The 17,080-nt window shown below is 76.0% G+C and carries 15 protein-coding genes; 6 read left to right on the top strand and 9 right to left on the bottom strand.

All coding sequences use genetic code 11. The features are described 5' to 3' along the window. Window positions 1-229: 229 nt before the first annotated feature. Both ACQYWQ_RS14475 and ACQYWQ_RS14470 read right to left on the bottom strand, forming a co-directional pair. Complete coding sequence (locus tag ACQYWQ_RS14475) at window positions 230-469, bottom strand: hypothetical protein (protein WP_431035013.1); 240 nt, start codon at window positions 467-469, stop codon at window positions 230-232. A 126-nt stretch (window positions 470-595) separates the two neighbouring features. After that, entirely contained in the window at window positions 596-1,456 is an 861-nt protein-coding gene (locus ACQYWQ_RS14470) for an MBL fold metallo-hydrolase (RefSeq protein WP_431039191.1), read from the bottom strand. 402 nt (window positions 1,457-1,858) lie between these two features. Here ACQYWQ_RS14470 and ACQYWQ_RS14465 point away from each other — a divergent pair, with 402 nt between their 5' ends. Continuing rightward, window positions 1,859-3,325: an FAD-dependent monooxygenase gene (locus ACQYWQ_RS14465; RefSeq protein ID WP_431035012.1), complete on the top strand. Its 1,467-nt coding sequence runs from the start codon at window positions 1,859-1,861 to the stop codon at window positions 3,323-3,325. Between the two features lie 90 nt (window positions 3,326-3,415). On the opposite strand, the gene ACQYWQ_RS14460 is transcribed toward ACQYWQ_RS14465, so the two are convergent. Continuing rightward, the gene (locus ACQYWQ_RS14460) at window positions 3,416-4,444 is read right to left on the bottom strand and encodes an alcohol dehydrogenase catalytic domain-containing protein (protein WP_431035011.1); all 1,029 of its coding nucleotides are present in this window, start codon (window positions 4,442-4,444) and stop codon (window positions 3,416-3,418) included. Window positions 4,445-4,632: 188 nt separating this feature from the next. Here ACQYWQ_RS14460 and ACQYWQ_RS14455 point away from each other — a divergent pair, with 188 nt between their 5' ends. Both ACQYWQ_RS14455 and ACQYWQ_RS14450 read left to right on the top strand, forming a co-directional pair. Beyond that, on the top strand, window positions 4,633-5,511 hold the full coding sequence (locus tag ACQYWQ_RS14455) for a helix-turn-helix transcriptional regulator (protein WP_431035010.1): 879 nt from the start codon (window positions 4,633-4,635) through the stop codon (window positions 5,509-5,511). An 83-nt stretch (window positions 5,512-5,594) separates the two neighbouring features. Continuing rightward, window positions 5,595-6,365: a class I SAM-dependent methyltransferase gene (locus ACQYWQ_RS14450; protein WP_431035009.1), complete on the top strand. Its 771-nt coding sequence runs from the start codon at window positions 5,595-5,597 to the stop codon at window positions 6,363-6,365. Here ACQYWQ_RS14450 and ACQYWQ_RS14445 read toward each other — a convergent pair. Beyond that, window positions 6,349-7,248 (bottom strand): DUF3626 domain-containing protein, encoded by a 900-nt coding sequence (locus ACQYWQ_RS14445; protein ID WP_431035007.1) that lies wholly within the window; start codon window positions 7,246-7,248, stop codon window positions 6,349-6,351. The genes ACQYWQ_RS14450 and ACQYWQ_RS14445 overlap by 17 nt on opposite strands. Further along, window positions 7,245-7,739, bottom strand: a complete 495-nt coding sequence (locus ACQYWQ_RS14440) for a DUF2809 domain-containing protein (protein WP_431035006.1) — start codon at window positions 7,737-7,739, stop codon at window positions 7,245-7,247. Before ACQYWQ_RS14440 ends, ACQYWQ_RS14445 begins: the two co-directional genes overlap by 4 nt. Window positions 7,740-7,932: 193 nt before the next feature. Between ACQYWQ_RS14440 and ACQYWQ_RS14435 the strand changes: the two genes are divergently transcribed. The 3 genes from ACQYWQ_RS14435 to ACQYWQ_RS14425 all read left to right on the top strand — a co-directional run bounded on the left by ACQYWQ_RS14435 (window position 7,933) and on the right by ACQYWQ_RS14425 (window position 12,803). Beyond that, a complete protein-coding gene (locus tag ACQYWQ_RS14435; RefSeq protein ID WP_431035005.1) occupies window positions 7,933-9,237 on the top strand; it encodes an alkaline phosphatase in 1,305 nt (434 codons plus the stop codon). Window positions 9,238-9,391: 154 nt separating this feature from the next. Then, complete coding sequence (locus ACQYWQ_RS14430) at window positions 9,392-12,181, top strand: AAA family ATPase (RefSeq protein WP_431035004.1); 2,790 nt, start codon at window positions 9,392-9,394, stop codon at window positions 12,179-12,181. A 283-nt stretch (window positions 12,182-12,464) separates the two neighbouring features. Further along, window positions 12,465-12,803, top strand: a complete 339-nt coding sequence (locus tag ACQYWQ_RS14425) for a putative quinol monooxygenase (protein WP_431035003.1) — start codon at window positions 12,465-12,467, stop codon at window positions 12,801-12,803. Window positions 12,804-12,857: 54 nt separating this feature from the next. Here the strand turns inward: ACQYWQ_RS14425 and ACQYWQ_RS14420 are convergent, their stop codons facing one another. From ACQYWQ_RS14420 to ACQYWQ_RS14405, 4 genes are read right to left on the bottom strand one after another with little or no spacing between them, the layout of a single operon-like run. Beyond that, window positions 12,858-13,727: a DUF1295 domain-containing protein gene (locus ACQYWQ_RS14420; RefSeq protein ID WP_431035001.1), complete on the bottom strand. Its 870-nt coding sequence runs from the start codon at window positions 13,725-13,727 to the stop codon at window positions 12,858-12,860. Next, window positions 13,724-15,010 (bottom strand): class I SAM-dependent methyltransferase, encoded by a 1,287-nt coding sequence (locus ACQYWQ_RS14415; RefSeq protein ID WP_431035000.1) that lies wholly within the window; start codon window positions 15,008-15,010, stop codon window positions 13,724-13,726. Before ACQYWQ_RS14415 ends, ACQYWQ_RS14420 begins: the two co-directional genes overlap by 4 nt. Next, complete coding sequence (locus ACQYWQ_RS14410; protein WP_431034999.1) at window positions 15,007-15,762, bottom strand: DUF1365 domain-containing protein; 756 nt, start codon at window positions 15,760-15,762, stop codon at window positions 15,007-15,009. The genes ACQYWQ_RS14415 and ACQYWQ_RS14410 overlap by 4 nt, the downstream gene beginning before the upstream one ends. Next, window positions 15,759-17,069, bottom strand: a complete 1,311-nt coding sequence (locus ACQYWQ_RS14405; RefSeq protein WP_431034998.1) for an NAD(P)/FAD-dependent oxidoreductase — start codon at window positions 17,067-17,069, stop codon at window positions 15,759-15,761. The genes ACQYWQ_RS14410 and ACQYWQ_RS14405 overlap by 4 nt, the downstream gene beginning before the upstream one ends. Window positions 17,070-17,080 lie beyond the last annotated feature (11 nt).

Raw genomic sequence — 17,080 nt, 5'->3', positions numbered from 1 at the left:
ACGCACGCTCGTCACGACCCTCGCGACGGTCACGGAATCCGCCGCACTCCGCGCGGCGCTGGAGGCGGGGGAACGAGCCCGCGCGGACGGGTGGTCGGCGGTCAGGTCTGGTCGTGGGCCCAGGCGGAGAGGCGATCAGCGTGGACTCCGTGCTGTCGCGCGTCGCTTCGCGGAGGGCGGCCAGTTCTTCGCCCGTGCTGCCCAATACCGGGTCAGGGGCGAGCAGTTGTCAGGTCTGGGTGAGGGTCGTGCCGGGCCCGTGCGCGGTGAGGGTCCCGGTCCAGCGGACGATGGGGGCCCCTCCGGAACCCAGCACCGTGCAGGCGAACTCCTTCTCGGGCAGCGCCGCGTGGACTTGCGAGCGGCTGTCCCGCTCCGCTCCGTCGCGCTTGTTGCGGCCGTGGAACCAGGCGCCCTCGTGGGGCCCGCTCCGGGCTCGTGGGCGGCGTGGACGGCGTGGGGGCTCCACGCGGCGATGTTCCCGACCTCGCTGAGGAGTGGGTAGGCGCGGGGTGGCGGCAGGGGTGTCCGGGCGCGGCGGGTGACGTGGCAGGCCGTGACGTCGAGGGGCATGAGGGCGTGTGCTCCGGGTGGGTCAGGTGCGGGAGAAGGGGGCCCAGGCGGCGATGTCGAAACCCCCTGCCGTACGGCGGAGTTCGAAGGCTCCGTGGCCGGGGACGTGGGCGGGGAGGACGAGGGCCCCGGTGTCGGCGGCCCGCGCGAACATGCGGGCCCGGCTCGCGCGCGCCGCCTCCTCGTCCTCCTCGAAGCAGCTGTTGATGTGCGGTTCGCGTACCTGGATCGCGCCGTGCAGCAGGTCCCCGGCGAAGATCGCCCGGTCGCCTCCCGACTCCAGGTGGATCACCGAGGCGCCGGGTGTGTGCCCGGGGGCCGCTTCCAGGCGCAGGTGCGCGTCGATCACGTACGACTCGTCCCACAGCTCGACGAGTCCCGCCCGGGCGACCGGCTCGACGCTGTCCTCGAAGACGTTCTGGTTGCCCCGCCCGAACATCGTGCGGTGCAGGTTCTCCGGCTGCCAGTACGCGAAGTCGGCGCGGGGCATGAGGTAGGTGGCGTGGGGGAAGGTGGGGACCCAGTCGCGGCCCTCCAGGCGCGTGTTCCAGCCCACGTGGTCGTCGTGGAGGTGGGTGTTGACGACGAGGTCGACGTCCTCGGGCGCGATGCCCACGGCGGCCAGGTTCGCGAGGTAGCCGGTCTTCAGGTACGACCAGATCGGTTGCAGGGGGCGGTACTTGTCGTTGCCCGCGCCCGTGTCCACGACGATCGTGCGGCCCTCGCTGCGCAGTACCCATGACTGCGTGGCCGCGCGGGTCAGGTCCGTCTCGGGATCCCAGTGGTGCGGGCTGAGGAGTTCGCGGTGGCGGTGCCACTCCTCGGGTGTGCTGCCGGGGAAGAACACGCCGGTCGTCATGGGGGTCGTGTCGGAGAACTCCATGACGCGGTGGACGGTGACGTCGCCCAGCTCGATGGTGGTGACGGGGGGAGTGGGGGGCACGGTGGCGCTCCTGCCGGGGCGGGGTGGGTGGTGGTACGCGTCCCAGCCTCGTCCGGGCGGAAGGGCGGCGGTATCCGTCAGGCGACTGCACCCGCCCGTCCGCGCCCCGGCCCGTACCGGCGAAAGCGCGGCGCGTACCGGCGAAAGCGCGGCGCGTACCGGTGGAAACCGGGCGCCCGCCAGGCCCCGGACAGCAGAAAAGGGAGCGTCGCCGCTCCCTGCCACTCTCAAGCTATAGCGCAAGGGGGGTCTTGCCGCAAGACCCCCCTTTTCGCGCAGAATCTCCCGCCCGGGGCCCGAACGGTGCCCCGGGACGTGCGAGAACGCTGGGAGAACACGGACATGAGCGACGTCGTCATCGCGGGTGCCGGGCCGACCGGACTGCTGCTCGCGGCGGAGTTGCGGCTGCACGGCGCCGACGTGCTCGTCCTCGACAAGGACCCCGCGCCGTACGCGTGGTCGCGGGCGCTGGGGCTGCACGTGCGGAGCATCGAGATCATGGCGCAGCGGGGGCTGCTGGAGAAGTTCCTCGCGCGGGGCAGGACCTTCCGCGTGGGCGGCTTCTTCGCCGCGCTCGGCGACCGGTGGCCCGAGGGGCTCGACTCGGCGCACGCGTACGTGCTCGGCATCCCGCAGACCGTGACGGAGGAGCTGCTGACCGCGCACGCCACGGGGCTCGGCGCGCGGATCGTGCGGGGCGCCGAGGTGACCGGGTTCGCGCAGGACGCGGAGGGCGTCGACGTCCGGCTCGCGGACGGGAGCGTGCGGCGCGCGGGCTGGCTCGTGGGGTGCGACGGGGGGCGGAGCACGGTGCGTTCGCTGCTCGGCGTGGGCTTTCCCGGCGAGCCGACGCGCACCGAGACGCTGCTCGCCGAGGCACGGGTGACCCTGCCCGCCGACGAGGTCACCGCCGTCGTCACGGAGGTACGCGAGACGCAGAAGCGGTTCGGGCTCGGGCCGATGGGCGACGGGTACTGGCGGATCGTGGTGCCCGCGCGGGGGGTCTCCGGGGACGTCGCGCCCACGGTGGAGGAGCTGCGCGCGTGCCTGCGGGCCGTCGCGGGCACGGACTTCGGGGTACGGGAGCCGCGCCGCCTCACGCGTTTCGGCGACGCGACGCGGCTCGCCGAGCGGTACCGCGTGGGCCGGGTCCTGCTCGCGGGTGACGCCGCGCACATCCACCCGCCGACCGGCGGCCAGGGCCTCAACCTCGGCATCCAGGACGCCTTCAACCTCGGCTGGAAGCTCGCCGCGCGGATCACGGGACGGGCGGCAGACGGCCTGCTCGACACGTACGAGAGCGAGCGGCGGCCCGTGGCGGCCGAGGTGCTGGAGAACACGCGCGCGCAGATGGAGCTGCTGTCCACGACACCGGGCGCGCGGGCGGTGCGGCGGCTCCTCGGGGAGCTGGTGGGCTCGTACGAGGCCGTCAACCAGCACCTCGTCGAGAAGCTGACCGCGATCGGGGTGCGGTACGAGGTGGGCGGGGGCGACCACCCGCTGCTGGGGCGGAGGCTGAGGGACCTCGGCGGCGGGCGGGTCTACGAGGCCATGCACGGGGGGCGCGGGGTGCTCGTGGAGAGCGGCGCGGGCCGGTGCTCCGTGGCGGGGTGGGAGGACCGCGTGGCGCACGTCGTGGGGGTGACGGGGGGCGGGGACGAGGGCCCTGCGGGGGAGGTGCTGCGGGGCGGGGGCGCGATCCTCGCCCGGCCCGACGGGCACGTGGTGTGGACGGGCGGGGCCCCCGGGCGGGCCGAGGGGCTGCGGGAGGCGCTGGAACGGTGGTTCGGGACGGCGGGGGAGCGGTAGGCGGGCGCGGCGGGGGAGCGGCAGGCGGGCCGGGCGGGGAGCGGTGGGCGGGCGCGGCGGGACCGGGTGTCAGGCCCGGTCCCGCCCCGCTCAGGGGCGGATGAGGGCCTTGAGCACCTCGCGCGCGGACATGGCGCGGTAGGCGGCGGGGGCGTCGGCGAGGGGGTAGGCCCTGTCGAAGACGCGGCCGGGGGCGAGCGTGCCGTCGAGCACGTCGGGGAGCAGCTCCTCGATGTAGGCACGGGCGGGGCTGACCCCGCCGGTCAGGGTGATGTTCCGCCTGAACCCCGCCGGGCCGATCGGGCCCAGCTCGTACTGCGGGAGGCCGAGGCGGCTGATGGTGCCGCCGTCCAGGACCGCGCCGAGCGCGATGTCCAGGGCCGCGCGGGTGCCGACCGCCTCGATGACCTTGTCCACGCCGCCGGTCAGCTCACGGACCCTGGCGATGCCCTCCTCGCCGCGCTCCGCGACGACGTCGGTCGCGCCGAACTCGCGCCCGAGGTCCGTACGCGCCGCGTGGCGGCCCGCGAGCACGATCCGCTCGGCGCCGAGCCGCCGCGCCGCGAGCACGGCGCACAGGCCGACGGCCCCGTCCCCGACGACAAGGACCGTGTCCCCGCGCCCGACACGCGCGGTGACGGCGCCGTGGTGGCCCGTGGTCATGACGTCCGAGAGGGAGAGGAGCGAGGGGATCAGCGTGGAATCGGCGGCCACGGGGAGCTTCACGAGCGTGCCGTCCGCGTACGGGACGCGCACGGCCTCGCCCTGCCCGCCGTCGACGCCGTCGAGCCCGTACCTGCCGCCGTTGCGGCACGAGGTGTGCAGGCCCTTCGCGCAGTAGTCGCACGTGTTGTCGCTGTACATGAACGGCGCCACGACCAGGTCACCGGCCTTCAGGCCGCTCACGTCGGCGCCCGTCTCCTCGATCACGCCCAGGAACTCGTGGCCCATCGGACGCCCCGTACCCGTGGCGGGCATCGCCCCGTACGGCCACAGGTCGCTGCCGCACACGCAGGCGGCGAGGGTGCGGACGACGGCGTCCGCGGGGTGGACGGGCCGGGGGTCGGGCCGGTGCTCGACGCGGACGTCTCCGGCTCCGTACATGAGGGTGGCGCGCATGAGGGGTCTCCCAGGGGGCGGTGTCCGGCGGGGGTGCCGGTGGGGGCGGGTGCGTGGTGTGACGCACCCGGGTGTGTCCTCCACCTTCGCCGGGAGGCGCGCGGAGTGGCAGGCCGGGCTCTTCGGGGGTACTGACAGAGCCCCCCACGGCCGTGCGGCCACGCGGCCCGCCGGGTGACACTGGAACCATGCCCACCGAGAGCGCGCGCAGTGAGAGCGCCGAGCTGGGGCGCTACCTGCGCGCCCGCCGCACCCAGACCACCCCGGCCCGCGTCGGCCTCGCCGTCGGCGGGGGACTGCGGCGCACCCCGGGGCTGCGCAGGGAGGAACTGGCGACACTCGCGGGCATCAGCATCGACTACTACGTACGCCTGGAACGCGGCAAGGAGACCCGGCCCAGCCCCGCCGTGCTCGACTCGCTGGCCCGCGCCCTGCGCATGGACGAGCGCGAGCACCAGCACCTGCGCGCGCTCGCCGCCAGGGCCGCCCGCTACGCCCCCGAGCCGCCCCCCGCGCCGAGCCGCTCCGTGCACCCGCACCAGAGACTGCTGCTCGACTCGCTGCGCCCGAACCCGGCGTATGTCATCAGCCGCAGCATGGAGCTGCTCGCCTGGAACCCCGGCGGCCTCGCCCTGTACGCGGGCATGGACGGCTGGCCCGCCAAGCAGCGCAACCTGGCCCGCTACCTCTTCCTGCACCCGGCCGCGCGCGAGCTGCTGCCCGACTGGGAACGGCAGGTCGCCGCGTGCGCGGCGCGGCTGCGGGCCATCGCGGGAACCGTGCCCGACGCCCCCGACTTCGCCCAGCTCGTCGGCGAACTCCTCCTGAAGAGCCCGGACTTCGCCAGGCTGTGGGAGCGGTACGAGGTCGCGGGGCGCAAGGTGGGCCGCAAGACCTTCCAGCACCCCCTGGTCGGCACCATGACCCTCACCTCGCACTCCCTCCAGATCGAGGGCACGCCGGGCCAGCGCATCGGCGTCTACACGGCGGAGCCGGGCACCCCGGAGCACGACGCGCTCGTCCTCCTCGACAACGCGGGCTCCCGGCAGGCCGCGGTACGGAGCTGACGCGGCCGGGGGCGCGGGGCCCGGCGGGGCGGCGGAGCGGGGTGGTCTTCCCGCGCGCGTGCGGAAGTGGTGGGATCGGGCGCATGCAGACGACCGCGTCCACGCGTCCCGTTCCGCCGCCGCCCGTGTACGACCGTATTGGTGCCGGGTACCGGGAGGTGCGCAGGGCCGATCCGCGGCTCGCCGCGGTGATCCGGGAGGGGCTGGGCGGGGCGCGGCGGGTGGTCAACGTGGGGGCCGGGACCGGGTCCTACGAACCGGAGGGCGCCGAGGTCGTCGCCGTCGACCCCTCGCAGGTCATGCTCGCTCAGCACCGGGGGCGGCGGAAGGTGCGGGCCGTGGCGTCCGAGCTGCCGTTCGCGGACGGCGGGTTCGATGCGGCGATGGCGGTCATGACCGTGCACCACTGGCCCGATCTCCGGCGCGGGCTCGCCGAGTTGCGGCGCGTGGCGCGCCGGCAGGCCGTCTTCACGTGGGACCCCGCGCACGCGACCGAACTGTGGGTCGTCGGGGAGTACTTCCCGGAGATCCGGGAAATGGAGCACGCGCGGTTCAGGCCCGTGGCGGAGGTCGCCGAGGCGATGGGCGCGCACACGGTGGTGCCGTTCCCCATCCCGCACGACTTCACGGACGGTTTCCAGACCGCGTACTGGCGGCGCCCCGAGATGTTCCTCGATCCGGCGGTACGGGCGGCGAGTTCGACGTTCGCGCAGCTCCCCGATTCCGTGGTCGGGCCCGCCGTCGAGCGGTTGCGGGGCGACCTGGAGTCGGGCGAGTGGCACCGGCGGCACGCCGCGCTGCTGGCGCGTGAGTCCGTGGACTACGGGTACCGGCTGCTCATCGCGGGGGAGTGACCCGGGGGACGGCGGGGGCGCCCGGGGCGCCCGGGGTGCCGGGTGCGCCGTACCGTGCCACGTAGTGCCAGACCTTCTTCAGGTCCTGGGGGTCCGCCCGTCCGGCCCGTACCGCGTCGCCGATCATCCGCGGGTCGATACGGCCGTCCTCGGCCACCTCCAGGGCCAGGGCCACGATCCGGGCACCCCTGAACTCCGGGTACGCGCGCAGGAGTTCCGCTTCGACCGTGAAACCCGGGTGCCACTCCACCGCGCACGGCAGGCGGTGCGCCGCCGCCTCCACGGGGGTGCCGCGGTAGGCGGCGTCCAGGACGACGGCCGCCACGTCGTCGGCGAGGCGGACCCCGCCGTGGACGTGGGTCTCGACGTACGCGTCCAGCGGGTCCCTTCCCCCGGCGCGGCACAGGCCGAGGAGGTCGCAGCGCTCGCGCACTCCGAAGTCCTCGGGCTCGGCGGCGCTGTCCGGGTAGCAGAAGGTGGCGCGGTGCAGGGCCTCGGGGCGCAGCCGGAGGTACGAGGAGCCGAAGCGCGGCGCCGCGCCGAAGGGGCCGCGCGTGCCGTCGTCGAGCGCGCCGTAGACGGGGCGCTCGGCCGGGGGCGCGGAGTCGTAGGCGCCGCCGAAGATGCGGCTCTCCCAGCGGTGGCGGTCGCCGCCCGGGTACGCGGTGAGGCCGCCGTTGCTCGTGCCCGTCACGTACTGCGAGCGGTACGAGCCGTCGGCGGCGAGGCGCTCGAGGAGCGGGGTGCCGTCGCGGGTGAGGCGGTCGGGGTGGAACTGGAGCGTGACGCGCACGTGCGCGGGGAGCGCGGCGCCGCGGGCGCGGGCGGCGACGTGGGCGAGGGCCGTGCGGGCGGGGCCCGTGAGGGGCGGGGCCTGGGTCACCGGGGCTCCCCCTGGGCGCGCGTCACGGGCGCGAGGACGGCTGCGGCGAGGGCGGCTCCGGCCGCGTACCAGAAGAGGTCGGGGGCGTTGAACGTGCTGCCGATCGCGTAGCGGGCGAGAGTGTGGCGGGCGGACAGGTCCGCGAGGGACGGCCAGAGTTGCAGCAGTTCGACGGCCCAGCTCAGGGCGAGGGCGAGGGGGGCGGCGCGGCGGGCCGTGAGGGCGGGCGCGAGCGCGAGGCACAGGCAGGCGATGAGGACGGTGTAGAGCGCGTCCCCGGCGTACTTCGCGAAGTCCGTGGCGGGCCACAGCGCCCGTAGGCAGAGCGCGAGACCGATCGTGCCGAGCGCGGCCAGGGCGGCGAGGAGGCGCGGGCGGGCCCGAACCCCGGCCCGTACGGGCTCGGCCCGGCCGTCCTCGTCCGGGGGCGCGGCGTCGGCGTCGCCCCGTACCCGTACCGCGTCCCCTGCCCCGTCCGCCCGCACCCCCACCGCCAACTCCTGTCACCCGCGCGCGAAGTGTCCCGACACACTATCCGCCTTCGCGGCTCACCCGCCGTTCACCCGGGCGCCCCCTGCCGTCCCTAGCGTCCTCGGCGCGACGGTCGCCGCCCGGCCGGAGCCCGCACTGCCCGTGCCGCCCCACCGGCGGCGCGGTCCACTACGAGCACCGGGGAGCAGTCCCGTGGACCGAGTCACCCGCAAGCCCCGCCACCTCGGCACGACCCTCGCGGCCGTCGCTGCCACCGCCGTCGTGACGATGGTGGTGAGCCCCACCATCGGTGCCTCGGCGCAGGCGCCGCACTCGGCCGCCGAGAAGGCGCCGAAGGCGAGGAACGTCATCTTCGTCAACGGCGACGGCATGGGCCCCGCCGCCCGCGAGGCGGCCCGGCTCTACCTCGCCGGTCTCGACGGCGAGCTGACGATGGACAAGCTGCCGGTCGCCGGTCAGCTCACGACGAGCCCGCACGACCCGAAGGCCGTCGTCACCGACTCGGCGGCCGCCGCCTCGGCATGGGCGACGGGCGAGAAGACGTACAACGGCGCGATCAGCGTCGACGTGGACGGCAACAGGCTCGCCACGCTCGGGCAGCAGGCGAAGGCCGCGGGCAGGCGTACCGGGCTCGTCACGACCGCGCAGGTCACCGACGCCTCCCCGGCCGCCTTCTTCTCGAACACCCCCGACCGGGGCCAGCAGGACGAGATCGCCCGCCAGTACCTCGACGTCTCGAAGCCGGACGTGATCCTCGGCGGCGGCGAGGACTGGTGGCTGCCGGAGGGCCACCCCGGCGCCTTCCCCGACCAGCCCGCCGAGGACCCGGGTGAGGCGAGCAGGGGAACGAAGGGGAACCTCGTCGCCAAGGCGAAGAAGAAGGGCTACACGTACGTCTCCGGCGCGAAGCAGCTGAGCAAGGCCCGGCCGAAGAACGGGAAGCTGCTCGGCCTCTTCGCCAACGAGGAGATGTTCCAGCAGAAGCCCGAGGGCCAGGGCGATGTCTACAAGCCGGTCGTCGACCTCGCGACGATGACGGCGAAGGCGCTCGACACGCTCGACGGCAAGGGCAAGAACAAGAAGGGCTTCTTCCTCATGGTCGAGGAGGAGGGCGTCGACGAGTTCGCGCACGCCAACAACGCCGAGAAGACCCTGGAATCCATGCGGCAGCTGGAGCGCGCGGTGGCGGTCGCGCGGCAGTACGTGGCGACCCACCCCGACACGCTCCTCGTCGTGACCGCCGACCACGAGACGGGCGGCCTCGCCGTCGAGGAGAACGACCCCGACGACGAGTCCGGCTCGGGCCAGTCCACCGAGGACGGCCCCTTCCCCGTCCGCGACTCGGCGAAGTCCTTCACGATCGACTGGACCACGGGCCAGCACACCTCGGTCGCCGTACCGGTCACGGCGGAGGGCCCGTCGGCCGAGCGCTTCAACGGCAAGCACGCGAACACGTACGTGCACACGGTGCTGAGCGACATCCTCACGCGACGCTGAGCCGCCTTCCGTCGGCCACGCGACGCCGAGCCGCCTCCCGCGGGCCGGGCACGGTCGCGTGTGCTCGCCCCGGGGAACCTCCCGCTCCGCTTGTAGCCTGGCGGAGCAGGGCCCGAGGAGATCCCCGGGGCGGAGCCGCGACCCGGGAGTACGCGTGGATGGGCACTCGGAAGGGCTGGTGGGCAGGGAAGCGGAGCTGGGGCGGCTTCGCGCGGTGGTGGACGGCGTGGCGGCAGTGCCTCCCGCGGGCGCGGTCCCGCCCCCTACCGCAGGAGGCACGGGGGACCCCGCTCCCCGTACCGCCACCCCCGCCGTCCCCTGTACCGCCGTGCTCGCCGGGCCGCTCGGGGTCGGGAAGACCGCGCTCCTGGAGCGGGCCGTGGCCCGGGCCGGAGGGGCCGGGGTGCGGGTGCTGCGCGCGGAGGGGAGCGAGACGGAGGCGGGGCTGGCCTACGCCACCCTGCACCAGCTGCTGCGGCCCGTCGCCGACGAGACGCGAGCGCTCCCCGCGCGCTCGCGCGCCGCGCTGGACCGGGCGCTCGGCCTTCCCGCGCGGGGGCCGGCCGACCCGCTGCGCACAGGCACCGCCCTCCTCACCCTCCTCTCCGCGCTCGCCGCCACCCGCCCGCTGCTCCTGGCCGTCGACGACGCCCAGTGGTGCGACCCCGCCTCGCTCGACGCGCTCGCCTTCGCCGTGCGCCGTCTCGCCCCGGACCCGGACCCGGACGCGCCGGGTCCGGAGCCCGTCGCCCTCCTCCTCGCGACCCGCGCCCCCGCCCGCCTCCCCTCCTTCGGCCGGGCCGCCACGACCCTCGGCATCGGCCCCCTCGCCCCCGACGCCGCCGCGCGTCTGCTCGCCGCGGGCCCGCCGCTCCCCGCGCCCACTCGCGCCCGGCTCCTCTCCGAGGCCGCGGGCAACCCCCTCGCTCTCACCGAACTCGCCCGCGCCGCAGGGGAAGCGCCGCCCGGCGCGCCCGGCCCCCTCCCGCTCCCCGCGCTCGTCGAAGAACTCCTCGCCGCCCGCGCGCTCGCCCTGCCCGCCGCCACACGTGAGGCCCTGCTCCTCCTCGCCGCGGCCGACAGCGCGGACGCGGCGCTCGCCGCGGGGCTTCCCGGGCCGGGGGAGCCGGTGTGGCGGCCCGCCGCCGAGGCCGGGCTGCTCGACGCGGCGACGGCACGTTTCCGCCACCCGCTCGCGCGCGCCGCCGTCTACCACGCCGCCCCCGCGCGGGAGCGCCACGCCGCCCACCGCACCCTCGCCGGGCTCCTCGCCGACGCCCCGGACCGCCGCGCCTGGCACCTCGCCGCGGCGTGCACGGGCCCGGATGCCGCCGTGTCGGCCGCGCTCGTACGGACGGCGGCGCGCGCCAGGCGGCGCGGTGGCCACGCCGCCGCCGCGCGCGCCCTGCACCGCGCCGCCGCGCTCGCCCCCGGGCGCGAGGAATCGGCGCGGCTCCTGGCCAGGGCCGTGGGCGCGGCGGCGGCCGCGGGCGACCTGGCGTGGGCGCAGGAGCTGGCGGACGCGGTCGGCGCCCGTACCGAGGACCCCGTGCCGCGCGCGGCGGCCGCCGTGCACACCGGGCGCCTCGCCGCCCTCACCGCGCGCCACGGCACGGCCCTGGCCCGGCTCGGGGAGAGCGCCGCACGTCTCGCCCCGAGCAGTCCCGTGGCAGCGCTCGACCTCCTGGCGAGCGCGGCGACGGTCGCCTACTACACGGGCGAGAGCGGCGGGCTCGCGGACCGCCTTCCCGCCGGGACCTCGCTCCCGCACACGTGGGTCCGCGTCGTCACCGACCCGCACGGCGCGCGCACGGCGGCCGTCGCGCACCTCGGCTCCCTCGTGGAGCGGGCAGGTACGAGGGAACTCCCCACCCTCGCGGTCCTCGCCTGGCTGCTCGACGAGACGCCGCTCGCCGTGCGGCTCGTCGACCGGGGCGCCGAGGCGTGGGCGGGGCGCGGGGGGCTGCCCGAGGGTCTCGCCGGGGCGGTGGCGTGGGCGTACCTGGAGCGGGGGCGCCGGGCGGACGCGGGCGAGGCGGCGCGGCGGCTCGCCGAGGTGGGGCGCGGCGCGGGACTCGCGCACGCGGTCGCCTGCGCGCTCGCCGTGGGCGCGACGCTGCGCGCGTACCGGGGTGACGCGGAAGGGGCGCGGCGGGACGCGGAGGAGGCGCTCGCGCGCGTCGATCCGCTGGAGAGCCGTGCGGTGGCGGTCGCCGCGCGGCGGGCGCTCGGCGCGGCGGCGGCCGCGGAGGGCGCGCACGAGCGCGCGTACGAGCACCTGCGGGCGGTGTTCACCGCGGAGGGCGCGCCCGTGCACGCGCACGCCGCCTACCCGGCGCTCGCGGATCTCGCTGCCGCCGCGGTACGTACGGGACACGGCGCCGAGGCGGCGGCGATCGTGGCGCGCGCGGAACGCGCACTCGGGGCCGAGGTCTCCCCGCGGTCGCGCGCGGTCCTCGCGCGGGCGCGGGGGCTGCTCGCGGAGCCGGGGGAGGCGGAGCCGTGGTTCCTGGCGGCGCTCGCGGACCCGTACCTCGCGCACTGGCCCTTCGAACGCGCCCTGACGCTCCTGGACTTCGCCGAGTGGCTGCGGCGGCGGCGCAGGATCGCCGAGGCGCGGGCGCCGCTCGCCGAGGCCCTGGAGACGTTCCTGCGGCTCGGCGCGCGGCCGTGGGCCGAGCGGGCGCGCGCCGAGTCCCGGGCGGCGGGCGTGGCCGCGGACCCTACCGCCGCGGACCGTACCGGGCCAGCGGCGCTCGCCGGGCTCTCGCCGCAGCAAAGGGAGATCGTCGTGCTCGCGGCGCGCGGGCTGACCAACCGTGAGATCGGCGAGAAGCTGTTCCTCTCGCCGCGCACGGTCGGTTCGCACCTCTACCGCACGTTCCCGAAACTGGGCGTCACGGCCCGCGGCCAGCTCAGGGACCTGGTGGACGAGGCGGCCTGAGGGCGCCCACGGGGAACACGCCCTGCACACCTCCCGCGCCAACTCCGCCGCGCCCGCCGCGCGTACACGTTCGCGGACGGTCGACGGACCGATCTCGCGGAGCAGTTCGGCGGGGATGCGTGGGGCCTGTGTCTGCGCCTGTGCCAAGTGCCTGTGCCTGTGTCTGCGCCTGCGCCTGTGTCTGTGCTTGGGCCCCCGGCGGGGGCGGTCGCGCGCGGCCCCGCGCCCGGCCCGCGCGCCCGGCTCGTGGGTGTTGTCAGTGGTGGCGGGTACGGTCGCCGTCATGACGACGCACACGGGACCGGTCGGCCGGCTCATGGAGTTCACGGCGCTGCCGGGAAGGGGCGCGGACCTCGCGGGGCTGCTGCTCCGCGTCGCCGACGCGCTCGACGGCTTCCCCGGCTGCCTGCTGTACGCGATCGGCAGGGACACACAGCGCCCCGACGTCGTGCACGTCACGGAGGTGTGGCGCACGGCGGCGGACGCGGACGCCGCCCTCGCGTCCCCCGCCGAAGAGGCGGGGACCCCGGCGCCCTCCGACGTGCTCGCGCTCGTGGCGGGACCACCGCGGCGCACGGAGCTGGCGGTGCTCGGCGGGAGGCTGCCGGGGGCGACGGGCTGAGGGCAGCGGGCGAGCCGCGGCGGGCCGCCCCGCGCCGCCCCCGCGACCCGCGCCTCAGGCACGCCCCTTCGGCCACACGCCCGGTGGCCACGGCAGGAAGCCGCTCGTGCGGGCCGCGTACCTGTCCCAGCCCGCGCGCTTGGCCATGCCTTCCTCGGTGAGCCGCTTCCCGCTGCCGAGAACGAGCAGGTACGTCATGAGCAGCGGCGAGACGAGGGTCGCCGCCGCGGGTCCCCAGGCGGCGGCAGGGGCCCCCGCGGCCGGGAGGGTGAGGAGCCACAGGCCCCACCACACGGCGAAGTCCCCGAAGTAGTTCGGGTGCCTGGTCCAGCGCCACAGCCCCACGTCGATGAGCTTGCCCCGGTGCGCGGGATCGGCCTTGAAGCGGGCCATCTGCGCGTCGCCGACCGCCTCGAAGAACAGCCCGAGCGCCCACAGGCCCACGCCGAGCCACGTCGCCCACCAGGGCCCGTACGGTACGAGCACGGCGGCCTGCACCGGCACGGAGACGAGCCACACGAGGGCGGCCTGCGGGAGCGTGACGACGCGCAGCGCCGCGCGGGGGCGCGAGCCGTGCGCGGACGCCTTGGCGAGCATCCGCTCGTAGCGCGGGTCCTCGCCCTTGCCGCGGCCCCTGCGGGCGATGTGGGTGCCCAGGCGCAGGCCCCACACCGCCGTGAGCGCGGCGGCGAGCCCCGCCCGTACGGGATCGCCGAGCCCCCGCGCGCCGTACGTGCCGTCCGTGCCGTACGCGAAGAGCCAGGCGCCTCCCGCGAGGACCGCGAAGGCGAAGCCCCATGCGCTGTCCACGTACCGGTAGATCCCGCGCCGCCGCGAGAGCAGCCACGTGCAGCCGAGGACGAGCGCGGAGGCTCCCGCCGCGGGCGCGAGACCGAGCGCGAAGGCGCCCCAGGGGAAGCTCACGTCGTGCCCCCGGCGCGCCCGTCCTTCGTGAACCGGTACTGCCGCACGTCCAGGTACCCGGACCTGAATCCCGCCTCGGAGTAGGCGAGATAGAAGGTCCACAGGCGGCGGAAGACGGCGTCGAAGCCGAGCGCCCCGACCTCGTCGGCGCGGGCGGTGAAGCGCTCGCGCCACAGCCGCAACGTTTCCGCATAGTGCGCGCCGAAGGAGTCGGCGCGGGTCGTGCGGAGCGCGGTGCGGCTCGTGGTGACGGCCTCGATCGACTCGGCGGAGGGGATGAGGCCGCCGGGGAAGACGTACTTGCCTATCCAGGTGTGCGTGTCACGGCTCGCGCGCATGCGGTCGTCGGGCATCGTGATCGCCTGGAGCGCGGCGTGGCCGCCGGGGCGCAGGCGCGCGTCGATCGTCTCGAAGTAGACGGGCAGGAACTCGTGCCCGACGGCCTCGATCATCTCGACGCTGACGACGGCGTCGTAACTCCCCTCCGCCTCGCGGTAGTCGCACAGCTCGACGCGCACGCGGTCGGCGAGCCCCGCGGCGGCGACACGCTCCAGGGCGAGGGCGCGCTGCTCGGCCGACAGCGTGAGCGAGGTGACGTGCGCGCCGCGCGCAGCGGCCCGCAGGGCCAGCTCGCCCCACCCCGTACCGATCTCCAACAGCCGCGTACCGGACTGTACTTCGGCCAGGTCGAGGAGGCGGTCGATCTTGTGGCGCTGGGCTTCCGCGAGGTTCTCCCAGCGTGCGGGGAGGGCGCGGAAGACGGCCGACGAGTAGGTGAGCGTGTCGTCGAGGAAGACGCCGAAGAGGTCGTTGGAGAGGTCGTAGTGCGCGCCGATGTTGTCGCGCGCGTTCGTCGGCGTGCCCCGGTGGGCCTCCGGGCGGCGCGGGGCCCACAGGCCGCGCAGGCGCTGGAGCGGCTTGGGGATCAGCGCGGCGGCGTTGCCCGCGAGCACGGTCAGCGCGGCGACCGGGTCGGGGGCGTCCCATTCGCCAGCCATGTACGACTCGCCGAAGCCGATGAGGCCGAAGCGGCCCACGCGCGCGTGGAAGGCCTCCGGGTCGCGGATGTCGATGAGCGGGCCGCCGATTCCGAGCGAGGACCCGTCGGGGAAGCGGACGAGCAGCGGCAGCCGGTGCAGCGCGTGCCGTACGACGCGCCGCGTGATCGCGGAGCGGGCCGCCGAACTCGCGGGCACGGAAGCGACGTCGGGCCAGCGCTCGGCGTCGATCGGGGGCCGTCCCGATGTCCTGGCGCTCGGGGTCTTCGTGGTCGGCGCTGTCACCGCATTCCCTCCTGGAGCGGGTGGCGCGGCCGCCGTACGACGGGGAGGCCGCGCAGGTAGAGACGGATGCCGTGGGCGCGGATCGCGGCCGACACGACGAGGGTCGAGAGCGGGTGCCGCAGCGAGGCGCGCAGCACGGTCGCGGGACGGGCGGGGACGCGGTGCCCGCGCACGGTCGCCGTGAAGGGGCGGGCCCCCTCGCGCTCCAGATGCACGGCGAGCGAGAGGCGCGCGCCCGGCTCGGGCAGCCGCATCCGGTAGGAGCCGTCCACGGGGAAGAAGGGCGAGACGTAGAACTCCTTGTCCGTACGGAACTCGTCCGGCCGGTCCGGGAGCCGCTCGTCCCCGGGCCGCAGCAGGTAGGCGTGGCGCTCGCCGTACGTGTTGTGCACCTCGGCGACGACGCACACGAGCGCGCCCGAGGGGTCGTGGCACCACCACAGGCTGAGCGGATTGAACACGTACCCGCACACGCGCGCGTTCGCGAGGAGCCGCACGCGCCCGCCCCGCAGGTCGATGCCGTGCGCGGCGAGGAAGCGGTCGAGCCCGGCGCGGAGCGTGGGCGCGGTCCCGCCGAAGTGGTCACGCGGGTCGAAACGGGCCAGGGGGCCGAGCGGGCCCGGCAGCCGCGGTGGCCGGTCGGCGTCGACGTACCACAGGTACGTGCGGTGGCGGACGCGCTGGCGCACGGGCTTGCTGCGGAGGTGGAAGACCTCGCAGGGGTAGAGCGCCGCGCCCGTCGGGGTGTTCACCAGCGACCCCCCAGCGCCTCGGCGGCGCGGGCCCCCGCGAGCGCGCCGTCCTCGTGGAAGCCCCAGCCGAAATAGGCGCCAGCGAAGGCCGTGCGGCCCCGGTTGAGCGCGGGGAGCAGGCGCTGCGCGGTGACCGATTCCGGGGTGTAGACGGGGTGTTCGTACACCATGCGGGCGAGCACGGAGCCCGGGTCGACGCGGTCGTCGCCGTTGAGGGTCACGAGGTAGTGGTCCGGTGTCCGCAGCCCTTGCAGCCGGTTCATGTCGTACGAGATCCGCACGTGGTCGGCGGGCGCGCCGCAGCCGGGCAGCAGATAGTTCCAGGAGGCGCGGGCGCGCGGCGCGCGCGGGAGCACGGAGGTGTCGGTGTGCAGGAGCGTCGGGTTGCGCGCGTAGCGGAAGGCGCCGAGCGCGGCGCGTTCGGCCTCGCCCGCGTCGGCGAGCAGCGCGAGCGCCTGGCCGGGGTGGGTCGCGATCACGACGGAGTCGTACGTACGGGTCGTGCCGCCGCCGTCCGTGACGTCCACGCCGTCCGCGTGCCGCCGCACCGCGCGCACCGGCGTGCCCGTACGGACGCGGTGCAGGCGCTTGGCGAGGAGTTCCACGTACGTGCGCGAGCCGCCGCACACCGTGCGCCAGGTCGGCGAGCCGCCGACCGAGAGGAGGCCGTGGTGGTCCAGGAAGCGGAAGAGGTACCGGGCCGGGTAGCGCAGCGCCGTGCGCGCGTCGCAGGACCAGACGGAGGCGACGAGCGGCGTCATGAAGTGCGTGACGAAGTAGCGCGAGAAGCGGTGCGCGGTGAGGAAGCGGGACAGGGTCTCCGGCGCGGTCTCGTCCGGCTCGGGCGCGGCGAGCGCCGCGCGCGCGGCGCGGTGGAAGCGGGGCACCTCGCGCAGGAGCCGCCGGTAGGGGGCGCTGAGCAGGTGCCGGGGCGCGGCGAGCAGCCCGCCGGGGCCGCGCGCGCCCGCGTACTCCAGGCCGCAGCCCTCGCAACGCACCGACATGCTCATCTCCGACTCGCGCGTCTCGACGCCGAGTTCCTCGAAGAGCCGCAGCAGCGTCGGGTACGTGCGCCGGTTGTGGACGATGAAGCCCGAGTCGACGTGCACGGGCAGACCGCGGCTGTCGAGCACCTCGTGCGTGTGCGCGTGCCCGCCGAGCCGCTCGTCCGCCTCGTACAGGTCGACGGGCCGCGTCCCCGTGAGGACGTGCGCGGCGGTGAGCCCCGCGACACCCGAGCCGATGACGGCCGTGTGCGGGGCGGCTCCCGTGTGCCCGGGGCCGCCGTGGTCGTCGTGGGTGCGCATCCGAAGTTCCT

It is taken from the genome of Streptomyces sp. P6-2-1 (assembly GCF_050613165.1).
Taxonomy (GTDB): Bacteria; Actinomycetota; Actinomycetes; order Streptomycetales; family Streptomycetaceae; genus Streptomyces.
The sequence above is the reverse complement of the archived record's forward strand: the minus strand, read 5'-3'. Positions and strand labels throughout refer to the sequence as shown.